The 13,401-nt window shown below is 63.2% G+C and carries 7 protein-coding genes; 4 read left to right on the plus strand and 3 right to left on the minus strand.

Annotated elements, in window-relative coordinates; genetic code table 11:
• On the minus strand, positions 1-1,188 hold the full coding sequence (gene chrA, locus NC595_RS17025) for a chromate efflux transporter (protein WP_253568510.1): 1,188 nt from the start codon (positions 1,186-1,188) through the stop codon (positions 1-3).
• Positions 1,185-2,669, minus strand: a complete 1,485-nt coding sequence (locus NC595_RS17030; RefSeq protein ID WP_253568511.1) for a multicopper oxidase domain-containing protein — start codon at positions 2,667-2,669, stop codon at positions 1,185-1,187. Before NC595_RS17030 ends, chrA begins: the two co-directional genes overlap by 4 nt.
• Before the next feature lie 156 nt (positions 2,670-2,825).
• On the opposite strand from NC595_RS17030, the gene NC595_RS17035 reads away from it, so the two are divergent.
• The 4 genes from NC595_RS17035 (at position 2,826) to NC595_RS17050 (ending at position 11,682) form a co-directional block, all read left to right on the plus strand.
• Positions 2,826-4,520 carry a DUF4034 domain-containing protein gene (locus NC595_RS17035; protein WP_253568512.1) on the plus strand — a complete coding sequence of 565 codons (1,695 nt, stop codon included), beginning with the start codon at positions 2,826-2,828 and terminating at the stop codon, positions 4,518-4,520.
• Between the two features lie 87 nt (positions 4,521-4,607).
• A complete protein-coding gene (locus NC595_RS17040; RefSeq protein ID WP_253568513.1) occupies positions 4,608-6,035 on the plus strand; it encodes a S41 family peptidase in 1,428 nt (475 codons plus the stop codon).
• A gap of 27 nt (positions 6,036-6,062) precedes the next feature.
• Entirely contained in the window at positions 6,063-7,733 is a 1,671-nt protein-coding gene (gene hutU / locus NC595_RS17045) for a urocanate hydratase (protein WP_253568514.1), read from the plus strand.
• 142 nt (positions 7,734-7,875) lie between these two features.
• On the plus strand, positions 7,876-11,682 hold the full coding sequence (locus NC595_RS17050) for an SIR2 family protein (protein WP_253568515.1): 3,807 nt from the start codon (positions 7,876-7,878) through the stop codon (positions 11,680-11,682).
• A gap of 118 nt (positions 11,683-11,800) precedes the next feature.
• On the opposite strand, the gene NC595_RS17055 is transcribed toward NC595_RS17050, so the two are convergent.
• Complete coding sequence (locus tag NC595_RS17055; RefSeq protein ID WP_253568516.1) at positions 11,801-13,372, minus strand: ATP-binding protein; 1,572 nt, start codon at positions 13,370-13,372, stop codon at positions 11,801-11,803.
• Positions 13,373-13,401: the final 29 nt, after the last annotated feature.

Raw genomic sequence — 13,401 nt, forward strand, 5'->3', positions numbered from 1 at the left:
TCAGGCCAGCGCCACGCCCAGCGTGGTGGCCACGCACCACGCCACCACCGCCAGCGGCGGCCAGCGCCGCGCCAGCATCAGCACGCCGATCGCGGCGATCACCCAATCAAGCGGCGCATGCAGCGCGCTGGTCGCCACCGGGGTCACCAGCGCCGCGGCCAGCAGCCCGACCACCACCGCATTCACCCCGGCCAGCGCGCGTGCCGCGCCGGCGCGCTGGGCCAGCACCCGCCAGAACGGCAGCACGCCGGCCACCAGCAGCAGGCCCGGGCCGAAGATCGCCAGCACCGCCACCATCGCGCCGAGCGCGCCGCCCATGCCGTCCGGCAGGCGCGTGCCGAGGAAGGCCGCCAGCGAGAACATCGGCCCCGGCACTGCCTGGGCTGCGCCGTAGCCGGTGAGGAAGCTGTCGTTGTCCAGCCAGCCCGGGTCGACCACCGAGGCCTTCAGCAGCGGCAGCACCACGTGGCCGCCGCCGAACACCAGCGCGCCGGTGCGGTAGAACGCCGCCGCCACCTGGCCCAGCGGCGGCATGCCCGGCGCGAACGCCACGCCCAGCCCCAGCGCGAACAGGCCAATCAGCATCACGCCGGTGCCGTGCCCGTAGCCCAGCGCGAAGGTCTCGCCCCGGCGCGCCATTACCCCGCGGCACAACCACGGGCCGAGCAGCGCACCGCCGGCCACCAGCACCAGCTGCATCCACGGCACGCCGAGGACGAGCATCGCGAGCGCCGCCAGCAGCGCCATCGCACGCCGTGTCCAGTCCGGCGTCAACGTGCGCGCCATGCCGTACACGCCATAGGCCACCACCGCCACCGCCACCAGCTTCAGCCCGTGCACCAGCGCGTGTCCCCACACGCCGTCCAGCGCGCGGCTGGCCAGTGCAAAGCCGAACATCAGCAGCGCCGAGGGCAGGGTGAATGCCGCAAACGCGGCCAGCCCGCCGAGCCAGCCCGCGCGCAGCAGGCCGATGGAAAACCCCAGCTGGCTGCTCGCCGGGCCGGGCAGGAACTGGCTCAGCGCCAGCAACTGGCCGAAGTGCTCCTCGTCCAGCCAGCGCCGCCGCTCCACGAAGGCCCGGCGGAAATAGCCGATGTGCGCCACCGGTCCGCCGAACGAGGTCAGCCCAAGCAGCAGGAATGCTGCGGCCACCTCGCCCGCGCGGCCGCGCGTCGACGCCTCGCTCATGCGCAGTCGAACAGGGCCATGAAGCCAAAATCCATGTGCAGCTGCATGTGGCAGTGGAACAGCGACAGCCCGCGCTGGTCGGCGGTGAAATCCACCTCCATCGTCTGGTAGCCGCCGAGCATTGCCACGTCCTTGTGCAGCCCGGCCGTGGGCTGGCCGGCGAGGCGGGTGATCTCGAACGTGTGGCGGTGCAGGTGCATCGGGTGGATGTCGTCGCTCGCGTTGTGCATGCGCAGGCGGTAGCGCTTGCCGTGCGCCAGCGCGAAGCGCGGGGTGCCGGCACGCATGTCGAACGCCTGGTCGTTGATCGTCCAGCGGTTGAAGCCGCCGGCCGCCGCGTTCTGCTTGGCGAACGTCATCTCGATCACTTCGTTGGGCTTGGCAGCCACCGCGCCGGGCAGGGTGAAGAGGCGGTAGTCCCAACCGAACGGCGGCGGTGCCTCCCAGCGCGGCGCGCCGTGCTGGCCGGCGTACTCCACCACGATGCCCATGCCGCGAGAGCGGTCGTCGTCGGCCAGGTCGCCCATCACCCACACGCCGGGGCGGTCCATCTCCACGATCGCGCTGATCCGCTCGGCGGTGCCCAACCACAGCACCGGCACGCGGGTCGGCTTCGGCACCGGGTTGCCGTCCATCGCCACCACGGTGAACGTGTGGCCGGGCAAGGCCAGGCTGCGCAGCTCCGTGGCGCTGCCATTGAGCACGTGGAACAGCACGCGCTCGCCCGCCTTCACGCGCACCGGCTCGCCGTGGCCGAGCATGCGCCCGTTGATCGCGAACGCCTGGTAGCCCACCTCGTAGCCATGCTTGTCGCCGCGCCCCAGCGAGGCCTGCATCGCCTGTTCGCCACGCGCCTTCAGCGCTGCTTCCACGGTGTCCGGGCGCAGGAAATCCATCGCCATGTCGCCGCCCTGGCTGAAGAACGGGTCGAACTCCTTCAGCGTCAGGAACACCTCGCGGTCGTACGCGCCCGGCTCGTGCCGGGGCTCGATGTACACCGGTCCCACCAGCCCGCTGTACTGGCCGCGGGAGAGGTCGTCACCGGCCCTGACATGCGTGTGATAGAAGCGGAACCCGGCCGGTCCCGGCACGAAGCTCAAGCGCCGCATGCCGTGCGGCGGAATGTACGGCGTGCCTTCCTCCGCTGCGCCGTCCACCGCCACCGGCAGGAACTGGCCATGCCAGTGCAGCTGCTCCGGCACGTCGGTGTCGTTGTGCACGTCCACCACCACCCGCCGCCCCTCGCGAAAGCGCAGCAGCGGGCCGGGCACGCTGCCGTTGTAGGTGGTGGTGGAGACGATGTGGTCCGGCGCCAGCTCCACCAGGCTGCGGGCGATGCGCAGGGTGTAGTCGGCGGGTATGGCCAGCTCGGCCGCCATGCGAGTGGCGTCGCTGACGCCGGGCCAGGCCAGTCCACCCGTACCGGCGGCCAGCGCACCAAGCCCGGAGAGCTTGAGAAAGTCACGTCGGTCCAGCGGCATGGCGGTCTCCCGTGGCGGTCATGGCGAAGCCTAGCGGCGCGTTCCGGTGCCGCCTATCCGCAGGTTCTTTCGTGGCCGCGTGCCCGCGCCGGGCAGAGTCATCCGGGAGGCTGGCGGCTCTGCTATGTTCGGGTGCGGGATCACGGGGGCGTTCTCATGGAGAGGAACCATCAGTTGCTGGCCGCGGGCGCGGTGGCGTTGCTCGGCGCCATGGCCGTCACCGCCTATTGCTGGACCCACCGGCATCCTCCGCTGGCCGAGGCCGCCGCACGGATCGCTGCAGACCCGGCGAAGTCCTCCACGGTGGCGAAGCCCGCCAACGCGGAGGCAACCACGGCGCACGTGTTTACCCAGGCCGAGCTGCAGGCGTTCCTCGCCGCGGCGACGAAGGCCGAGAGCATCGACGATCCGCTCAAGCGCTGTCTCGCCTATCCCGATCCGCCCGCCAGTCACTGGAGCCCGGCCGCGGTGCAGGCGTACTGCCGCTACCGCACCCAGCCCATCGTCACGCTGGCGCAGGCGCGCGACCTGATCGAGCACGGCAAGGCCGCCGAGCTGGACCGCCTGCTCGGCGAGGCGTTGCACGCTCAGCTCACCCAGCCCGACGCGCGCGGCCGGCTGGATCGCACCTTCTTCGCCGATTTCGACGACGGCTCGCTCGATCTGCGCTACCTGCTCGACGCCTGGAAGCGCGCCTCGCCTGACAGCGCCTTCGCACTCGCCGCCAGCGGCTTCGCCTACGTGCAGATGGCGGTGGCGGCGCGCGGCGTGGACTACGCCAGCAAGACCCCGCAGGACGCCATGGAGTCGATGCATCGCCTGATGCAGCAGGCGGACGCCGACCTGCAGGCGGCACGCCAGCGCGAGCCGCGCATCACGCCGATCTACATCGCCATGCTGCAGGCCGGCGGCTACGACTTCGGACCGAGCTACGCGACCCGGGCGCTGCACGAGGGCCTGCAGCAGGATCCGGCCGACTTCGCGATCCACGCGCAATACGTATGGCTGTCGCAGCCGCAGTGGTTCGGCAGCCTGGACGTCATGCAGCACGCGATCGACGAGGGCCTGCAGCAGGCCGCAAAGAATCCGCTGCTGCTGCTCGACAAGAACAAGGCGGCCGGCTTCCGGGCCAACATCGAAAACTGGCGCGACCAGCCGGTGCACGTGGCGGACTTCCCCGCGGTGCTCGACGAGGCGGCCGACGCCGGCTCGCTCAGCGCGGCGGGCAACACCGCGGCCGCGCATCGGCAGTTCATCATTGCCGCGATCTACCTCTCCGAGTCCGTGCGCTTCAACCCGGACGCCTTCAGCGACCGCAGCCGGCTGGCAAGGCTGGTGTCGGCCGAAGGCCAGCCCCGCCTGCTGATGCTGCATGCGCGGCAACTGGTTGCCCAGCGCCCGGACGATCCTGACGCGCTGGGCCTGCGCGGACTGGCGTCGCTGCAGCAGGGCGACGTGCCCGCCGGGCGCGCCGACCTTGCCGCGGCGCTGGAGAAAAGCCCGGACAACCCCGCCGTGCTGTCGCTGCTCGCCCGCGTCTACACCTACTCCACGCACGAATGGGACAAGGCCTGGACCCTTTCCAGCCGACTCATCGCCGACTATCCCCAGCTCCCCGACGGCTGGCGCATGCGCGCGAGCATCCAGCTGCACCAGCCGCGCGCCGGCCTGGACGACACGCTGCACTATTTCATCCTGCACTTCGGCAACGATCCGCGGCAGCGCAGCGTGGTGCGCGAGATGGAGCGCATGCTCGAAGCGGAGGCCAAGGGCGGCGACGATCCGCTGGCGCCGTTCCGCGGGCCGCGGTCGGTGCCCGCCCGGCCGGTGTCACATCCGGCGACCCGCTGATCCGGCGGCGGGCCGCCGATATCCGGGATGAAGCCCACGACGAGACACCACAGGCCATCATCCCTTGGTCCACATGGAGGCAACACCATGGCTTGTTGGATACGCACGGCAGGGACGCTGCTCGTGCTGCTCGGCGCCTCGACCGCCGGCAGGGCGCAAACGACGCCGAACTGGATCGTCACCGGTTCGGATCGCATGCACTACACGGTGCAGGGCATCGGCGACCCGCGCGATCCGCAGGGTGCGCGCGTCACCCTGCGCGGCGTCGATCCGTTGCCTGGCCAGTTCGGCGCGTCGGGCCTCGTGCTCGATGCGGTGCCCTACCGCGGCCACCGGCTCACGCTCACCGCGGACCTGTCCACCCGCGACGCGACCCAGGGCGCGATGATCTGGCTGCGCGTGGACGGTGCGCGACCCTCGGAGGCGTTCGCCAACTCGCAGCTGCAGCCGGTGTTCGGCACGACCGCCGCGGCGCACCGCGAAGTGCGGGTGGACGTGCCGGCGGACGGCGAGAAGATCTTCCTCGGCACCGGGTTGATCGGCGCAGGCGAGGTCAGCACCACCGACCTGCGCCTCGCCGGGCACATGTCGCCCGTGGCACCGCTCACTCCGCCGCGCCTGCTCGACGCGGCCATCGCCATCGTGCGCGGGCACGCCCTGCGCGCCGCACAGGTGGACTGGTCGACCCTGGTGCCGAAGCTGCACGCCATGGTGCCGGCCAAGGGCCCGCCGGCCGCGGCGTATCCGGCCATCCACGCGTTGCTCGGCGCACTGGGCGATCACCACAGCCTCATGCTGCCGCCAACGGTCACGCAGCGCTTCGATCACGGAGGCTTTCCCACGTTTCCACCGAAGGTGGAGGCGATGTCCGGCGACCTCGGCTACATCGCCATGCCGGGCTTCAGCGGCGTGCAGCCGGCAGCGCAGCAGGCGTTCGCGCGCCGGGTGATCGACGGCATCACCCGCGTGCAGCCACAGGCGCGCTGCGGCTGGGTGGTGGATCTGCGCCAGGACCCCGGGGGCAACATGCGACCGATGCTGGCCGGCCTGCGCCCCTTGCTGGGCGACGGCGTGGTCGGCGGCTTCCGTCGTGCCGGGGGGCAGGTGTATCCGGTCTACGCCCACCCGCCGTCCAGCGCGGATCTGCCTGACGGGCCGGCGCTGGAGCACGCCCACGTCGCGGTGCTGCTCGGCCCGCACACGGCCAGCTCCGGCGAGGTGGTGGCGGTGGCGTTCCGCGGCCGGCCGGACACGCGCTCGTTCGGCCAGCCCACGGCCGGGCTGAGCACCGCGAATGCGGGCTACCGCCTGCCCGATGGCAGCGAGCTGTTTGTCACCACATCGGTGGACGTGGACCGCACCGGCCACGCCTACGGCGGCCGCTTGCTGCCCGACCAGGCAGTGCCGGACGATCCCGCCGCGAAAGGCGACGCCACGCTGGCCGCCGCGCGCCAGTGGCTCACCGGCGCCTGCGGTGCACCTGCACAACGGGTCGCCGGCAGCCCGAACCTATAATCGGCGCTTGCCTGACCGGAGCCTGCCATGAACGCCCCCACCCGCATCGACACCACCCGCACCATCCGCGCGCCGCGCGGCACCGAGCTCAGCTGCAAGAGCTGGCTCACCGAGGCGCCGTTCCGCATGCTGCAGAACAACCTCGACCCCGAGGTGGCCGAGAACCCGGCCGAGCTGGTGGTGTACGGCGGCATCGGCCGCGCCGCGCGCAACTGGGAGTGCTTCGACGCCATCCTGCGCAGCCTGCGCGACTTGAACGACGACGAGACCCTGCTGGTGCAGTCCGGCAAGCCGGTGGGCGTGTTCCCCACCCACAAGGACGCGCCGCGCGTACTCATCGCCAACTCCAACCTGGTGCCGCACTGGGCCACCTGGGAGCACTTCAACGAGCTCGATAAGAAGGGCCTGATGATGTACGGCCAGATGACGGCCGGCAGCTGGATCTACATCGGCTCGCAGGGCATCGTGCAGGGCACCTACGAAACCTTCGTGGAGATGGGCCGCCAGCACTACGGCGGCAACCTCAAAGGCAAGTGGATCCTCACCGCGGGCCTGGGCGGCATGGGCGGCGCGCAGCCGCTGGCCGCCACCCTGGCCGGCGCCTGCAGCCTCAACATCGAGTGCCAGCAGAAGAGCATCGACTTCCGCCTGAAGACCCGCTACGTCGACGAGCAGGCCAGCGACCTCGACGACGCGCTGGCGCGCATCGCCAAGTACACCGCCGCCGGCGAAGCCAAATCCATCGCGCTGCTCGGCAACGCCGCGGACGTGCTGCCCGAGCTGGTCAAGCGCGGCGTACGCCCTGATGCCGTCACCGACCAGACCAGCGCGCACGACCCGGTCAACGGCTACCTGCCGCAGGGCTGGACGGTGGAGCAGTGGTTCGAGCGCCGCAAGAGCGACCCGGCCGGCACCGCCAAGGCCGCCAAGCAGTCCATGAAGGTGCACGTGGAGGCCATGCTCGCCTTCCATGCCCAGGGCATCCCCACCTTCGACTACGGCAACAACATCCGCCAGATGGCCAAGGACGAAGGCTGCGCCAACGCCTTCGCGTTCCCCGGCTTCGTGCCCGCCTTCGTGCGCCCGCTGTTCTGCCGCGGCATCGGCCCGTTCCGCTGGGTGGCGCTCAGCGGCGACCCGGAAGACATCTACAAGACCGACCAGAAAGTGAAGGAGCTCATCCCCGACGACGCCCACCTGCATAACTGGCTGGACATGGCCAAGGAGCGCATCCGCTTCCAGGGCCTGCCCGCGCGCATCTGCTGGGTGGGCCTGGGCCTGCGCCACAAGCTGGGCCTGGCGTTCAACGAGATGGTGCGCAATGGGGAGCTGAAGGCGCCGGTGGTGATCGGGCGCGATCACCTGGATTCGGGGTCGGTGGCGTCACCGAACCGGGAGACTGAAGCGATGAAGGATGGCTCCGATGCGGTGTCGGATTGGCCGTTGCTCAATGCCATGTTGAACGTGGCCGGAGGGGCGACTTGGGTGTCGCTGCATCACGGTGGCGGGGTGGGTATGGGGTATTCGCAGCACTCGGGGGTGGTGATTGTTTGCGATGGGTCGGCCGAGGCGGACAAGCGGATTGGGAGGGTGCTTTGGAATGATCCGGGGACCGGGGTGATGCGGCATGCGGATGCGGGGTATGAGGTGGCGGTTGAGTGTGCGCGGGAGCAGGGGTTGAAGTTGCCGATGCTCTGATTCACACAAAGAAACGAGAAAAGGGACCGCTTCAAGGCGGCCCTTTGCTTGGTTGAATCTCTGTCGATCTTGGTCACCGTGTCCCCGCGGGTTTGGCTGTCTGACTCTGTGACCAACTGGCTGTAGTTGATAGTCTGCGGCCATGAGATTTCATGCCGATGGACCCGCCATACCTGACATCCTGCTGGAACGCTGCGACGCTGGTCGCGTCGTATTCCTTTGTGGAGCAGGTGTTTCATTGCCATCAGGGATGCCAAGCTTCATCGGTCTCACGCAGCATGTAATCGAATTCTTCGACCCTCCCGAAGGTTCTGAGATCAAGTTGGCCTTCCAGCCTTGGCTGGATGACCCAGCGGGCGCGAACATGCCTTTGGACCAAATCTTCAACCTGCTCCACCAGGAGTACGGGAAGGATGAGGTGAACGCCCTAGTCACTGAACGGCTCAGAGCTCCTCCAATAGCTAATGGGATTGGTCGAGAGCATGGACTGATAAAGCGGATATCTTCGAACCAGAGCGGTGTGCCGCAGATCGTCACCACCAATTTCGATCTCTTATTCGAAACGGGGATGCAGGCTGGAGAAAATATCTTTGTTCCACCGGCATTTCCTGATCTTGCTTTTGGAACGACGATTGAGGGTATCACCTATTTGCATGGTCGGTTGGCATATGCCGGGTCAGTGCATCATTCGTATATATTGAGTAGCGCAGACTTCGGTCGCGCGTATCTTTCTGAAGGATGGGCTACTAACTTCATAAGAAATCTTTTGATCCGCTATACCGTGGTCCTTGTTGGATATCAGGCCGAAGACCCACCTATTAAGTATCTGCTTCAGGGGCTCAACCACGATGGGCTTTATGATCGCTCTCGCATCTATGCATTTGATCGGGGGGTGCCGGAGGAAATTGAAGCTAAGTGGCGTGATCGAGGCGTGACGGCTATTGCATATGCAAGCCACGGTGATCTTTGGAGAACAATAGAGGCTTGGGCAGATCGCGCCGACGATCCGCGTCGATGGCGGGCATCTGTCATATCAGCCAGCCGACAAGACCCAAAGCAAATGGCTCAATATGAGCGTGGTCAGGTTGCCCATGTGCTTCGAACGGCGCAAGGGGCGAGGCTTTTCTCGGAATCCAATCCACCGCCCTGTCCAGAATGGATATGTGTCCTAGATACAAACGTGCGGTCGGCGAAGTCGAGCAGCGGTTACGGAGAGGACGCCGAGACATTCGATCCTAGGCATGCCTATGGACTCGACGACGATCTGGATCACTTTTCGGATGATGATCGTAGACAAGGAGTTAGCAATGACAATTTGCTAGTGTGGCGCGCAGGGGACGACAGTCCGCACGATCCACATCATTTGAGTGGATTGCCAGCCGTTGGCTTTGAGCCGCTCCCTGTCCGGCTCTGGCACCTTGCCAGTTGGGTCAGCAAGTCTCTTGATAGCCCCGTTATGGCTTGGTGGGCCATTCGACAGAACGGACTTCATCCGCGGTTGCTTAAGCTGATTGAATTGCAAGCGCATGGTTCGACAGGCCTACATGAGCGTGCCCGCCATGTCTGGAATTTGATCCAAGAGCACCATCGTAACCCTCGTAACCGGCAGTGGGACGGAAGCTGGTTTGACCTCAAGAAGAGGATCGCTGACGAAGGGTGGACAGCCAGTACGCTCCGCTACTTTCGAAATGTTTCCACGCCCGGAGTCAATATCAGGCCGCCTTTTGGCCTCGGTAGTTCCAAACCACCCACGGCAAGCTGGGACGAGATTCGCCTCAGTGATCTTGGCCAGTTCGAGGTCAAGTTCTTCGAACGGCACAATGAAGAACTAGACGTGCCCGACGAGGCGTTGCCACAGGTATTTAGCATTCTTGAGGATCAGCTCGCCGTTGCTTCCGGCTTGCTAACGGATGTCGAGGCGGTCTATTTCCCAACACCCACCTGTTACCCAGATCGAGAGGTCGATGGGAATGATCGCGTCGCAGAAATAGGAGCGGTCTTGACACTGTTCATCAAGTTATTCGACAGGATTGCAGAAAAACTGCCAGACTTGGCCGGCGCCCATGCGATGACTTGGCAGGAAGCGGACAAATACTTCTATCGTAAACTCAAATTGTATGCGTTCGCCAAAAGGAACGTTTTCGATGCTGGCTACGTTGCCGAGGCCGTGCTTTCCTTCGATCAAGAGGCGCTCTGGGATAATGATGTGGTTCGGGAGCTTCTGTTCCTCCTTGCGGACAGGTGGGCAGATTTTTCGCCGGATAACCAGTGGCAGCTGACCGAGCGTATCTTGGCTGGGCCTGACCAACGCGAGTATTGGTCCGATGATAAATATCCGGGCATCCGAGACGAGCTCGCAGCGCGATACGCCAGGTATCTCGAACTGCAGGGATGTATTTTTTCAGACGACCACCATGCTCGTCTCGCGAGCATCATTAGCCGCATCCCTCGATGGGACGATGGTTGGGCGATCTCGACAGTAACCAAGCGGGGCTCGCATTTTGGTTGGGTCGGCACGGATGAGACGCCGGACGCAGTGCTAGACCTCCCTGTGAATGAAATTGTGGCACGGGCCAAGGATGACTTGGCACGTGACTTCGGGAGCTTTACGGAGAAGCGCCCTTTTACTGGACTAGTGAAGGCCAATCCGCGGAAGGCGTTGTCTGCGCTGACAGTGGCTGGCAAAGCGGGCGAGTACCCGCAAGCGTTTTGGTCATCCATGATCAACGATTTGCCCGAGGACATATCCCCTCGGCTGAAACGCGCATTCCTCAATAGGCTGGCTCGACTTCCGCGCGCCCTGATCGCGGAGTTGAGGCACACCCTGGGTCGCTGGCTCCAAGAGAAGTTCGTCTCCATTCTTGATTTCGACGATAAGCTTGGCTGGGCGATCTACGATCACATCGTTGACAGCATTCTGAGCGGCGGAGCGGATGCGGCAAGGAGTGGGATTGGAGAGGTTAGGCAAGGTGGTGAGCTCGTAGAGCGATCCCGGCGAACAATGGATCATGCGATCAACGGTCCACTAGGCATGTGCGCAGAGGCGCTCTTTCAAGCTGCTTCTGGAGAGGCCCAAGAGGCGGGTTCTTTGATCCCCGATCGCATAAAGAGCCGAGTTGAGCGACTCCTCGTTGTGCCCGGTGAAGGAGGGGATCATGTTGTGTCGATCACGATGAGAAGGCTCAACTGGATCATCTACGTTGATCCCACCTGGACCAAAGAAACCCTCCTTCCGATGTTGGCATTCGATCACCCTGCATCGGAACCTGCTTGGAATGGCTTTCTTCATAGTGGAAACGTGCCCGGGCGTCTTTTGACCGCTTCGATCAAACCGCTACTTTTAGACCTGTTTCCATGGATTTACGGTTTTTCTTGGAATCGTGAACTTTCCGAAATCGCCGGTCAGTGGCTTGGCTGGATGCGGGTTTTTCGCCCTGACCAGCCTGACGGTTTGACGAGGCGAGAGATGCGCTCGGTGCTCCGGTTAATGTCCGATAAAACAAGGCGGCAATTCATTTCCTGGCTCGGAATGGTGGGTCAGAAGAACGAGAATGGTTGGGTCAAGCTTGTCATCCCTTTTATCAACGATGTGTGGCCTAGAGAAAGACAGTTCCGGACCTCAGCGTCAATAAGACATTGGATTGGTCTTCTCGATGATACGGGCGATGATTTTCCCGCAGTGTATGGTGCCGTAAAGCGGTTCTTGGTTCCGGTTGAGACGAACGAGCACCCACTCTACCGTTTTACGAGAGATATTAATGGCGAAAAATCAATTTCGGAATGCTTCCCTGAAACGACACTCGATCTAATGGATACCATCACGCCTCTCGTGCTCACAAAACCTCCCTACGAGTTGCCTAACGTGCTGGTAATAATTGCTGAAGCAGACCCTGAGCTAAGCTCGGACCCTCGTTACTTACGCCTCATCGAGCTTGTGGAGCGAAGCTGAAAATAAAAAAAACAGGGTCATGTTCGATTTTCCTATTGATAAATTGGATCTAACTTCTGTTTTTCCATGATTCAATTGATCACTCGCGTTGGTCGGGACCTGAGTAAGGATATTTGTGTCAGGCTGCAAACCTCAATTTGTAGAGCTTCTTAAGAACATCCTCTACCACCTTGCGAAAATCAGCAAGATCGCCATCGCTCACGGTTGCTGTTGACCGGCGATGAATCAAGTTGTTTCGCATATCGCTATAGTGCTTGATCTTTCCCCACGTGACCGGGTCTATAGTGATGTATTTCTGGATCTCTGTGTGCACTTTGTGCCGAGATCCGAAGATGCCAAGCAACTGTGCATCGCTGTAATGAGTGCCTGAATCGTTGACAAGATATTCCTTGAAGGCAATCTCTAAGGTGCTGTCGAGTACGATCAGCGCGATACGATTTCCTTGCTCGAGGGGCTGTCGAATAATGACATCGGCCGCGATCACCCCCTCGTACAGGCCGCGCGTCCAAGGTTTCTTTTTGGCAACGGTAACGTTGGCTTCTGTGACCTTCTCTGCGTAGCGAGGGCGCGACTTCGGCATCGGAGGTAGATAGGATTTCTTTGCCGCAGGGAAATCGTCTACCGCAACGTCGATGATTTTTCCCTTGTCGTGCTGGAATACCTTCTCGGGCCACTCACCCATCCATATACGTGACAGGGCGGCGTAATCCTTTACGACTTCATTAAGCCAGGTGTGTATTGCCTGGAAGACCTCGTGTTTGGTGCTAATGTCGGACTTACTGCTGTTCCAGGGCATGTCGCGGGCATCTCCATTCAACGCCACGATGACTTTCGTCAGCGACACTTTTGGATGGGGCAGTCCCGCGTAACCTTTCATGAACCCCACGTCGAAGCTCTTGAGTGCTCGTGCCACTAGACGGTCGTTGCAGTAGAAATACACGCCGTATTCGCCCGCTGCAGGGCTGGATTCGTGGCTGAGCCCTGCCGTGACGTCGACTCGAACTGTTCGCCCCTCGGTTAAAGGAAGGTTGCCATGGTAGTGCCGGGGTTCGTAGCCAGGAGGGTACGACCACACGTCGAAAAAGATCGGAGCAAGCCGAACGCCGTTGAGTGATATCGCGACTTTGTCGTTGATTAGGAATTGGGCATAAGTAGCGCGAAGATGATCTGCCAAGTTCTCGACGGATGTTCCGTTTATGGGTACGCGAAGTTTATGCAGCTCCACGATGGTCGTGCCTTCGGAGATTGGGTCGACTTCGTATAGTGGTAGCTCCCAATCTTCTGTTTTTAGCCATCGATCATCGAAATCGATTTCGAAAGTCTTCTCTTTTTGGTGGCGCGTAGTGATTCGTATTGCCTGAGCTAGCGCAACGACAGCGCGCTTTGTGCCGACGCCAAATATTCCAATCGTTTCGTCCTCTTCGCTTGAGCCGGTTTGGCCGGGGCCTACGATGAAGCGAAGTTCTGAGCGTTTTAGACCTCCAGCGTTGTCCCGTACCGTTATCGTTTTCTGATCGGTGTCGAGTTCAACATCGATCGAAATTGGCTTCTTCCGACCTGCTCGTGTCCAGACGTCTAACCCATTGTCTACTAATTCGCAGATCGACCTGTTGAGGTCGTAGTCCGCGATGATAGACAAAAAGAGCCGTTTGGAAGGCACTGCGTCGAGCGTGCCGGCTTCCTTCTTCATGCCTATCTCCTTTAGCAGCCCGAGTCCAG

It is taken from the genome of Dyella lutea, assembly GCF_024158035.1.
Classification (GTDB): domain Bacteria; phylum Pseudomonadota; class Gammaproteobacteria; order Xanthomonadales; family Rhodanobacteraceae; genus Dyella_A; species Dyella_A lutea.

What these genes read in the sequence shown, in the direction of transcription:
- NC595_RS17055 (WP_253568516.1), bottom strand. Translation starts at nt 13,372, where the DNA reads ATGAAGAAGGAAGCCGGCACGCTCGACGCAGTGCCTTCCAAACGGCTC.
- chrA (WP_253568510.1), bottom strand. Translation starts at nt 1,188, where the DNA reads ATGAGCGAGGCGTCGACGCGCGGCCGCGCGGGCGAGGTGGCCGCAGCA.
- NC595_RS17035 (WP_253568512.1), top strand. Translation starts at nt 2,826, where the DNA reads ATGGAGAGGAACCATCAGTTGCTGGCCGCGGGCGCGGTGGCGTTGCTC.
- NC595_RS17040 (WP_253568513.1), top strand. Translation starts at nt 4,608, where the DNA reads ATGGCTTGTTGGATACGCACGGCAGGGACGCTGCTCGTGCTGCTCGGC.
- NC595_RS17050 (WP_253568515.1), top strand. Translation starts at nt 7,876, where the DNA reads ATGAGATTTCATGCCGATGGACCCGCCATACCTGACATCCTGCTGGAA.
- NC595_RS17030 (WP_253568511.1), bottom strand. Translation starts at nt 2,669, where the DNA reads ATGCCGCTGGACCGACGTGACTTTCTCAAGCTCTCCGGGCTTGGTGCG.
- hutU (WP_253568514.1), top strand. Translation starts at nt 6,063, where the DNA reads ATGAACGCCCCCACCCGCATCGACACCACCCGCACCATCCGCGCGCCG.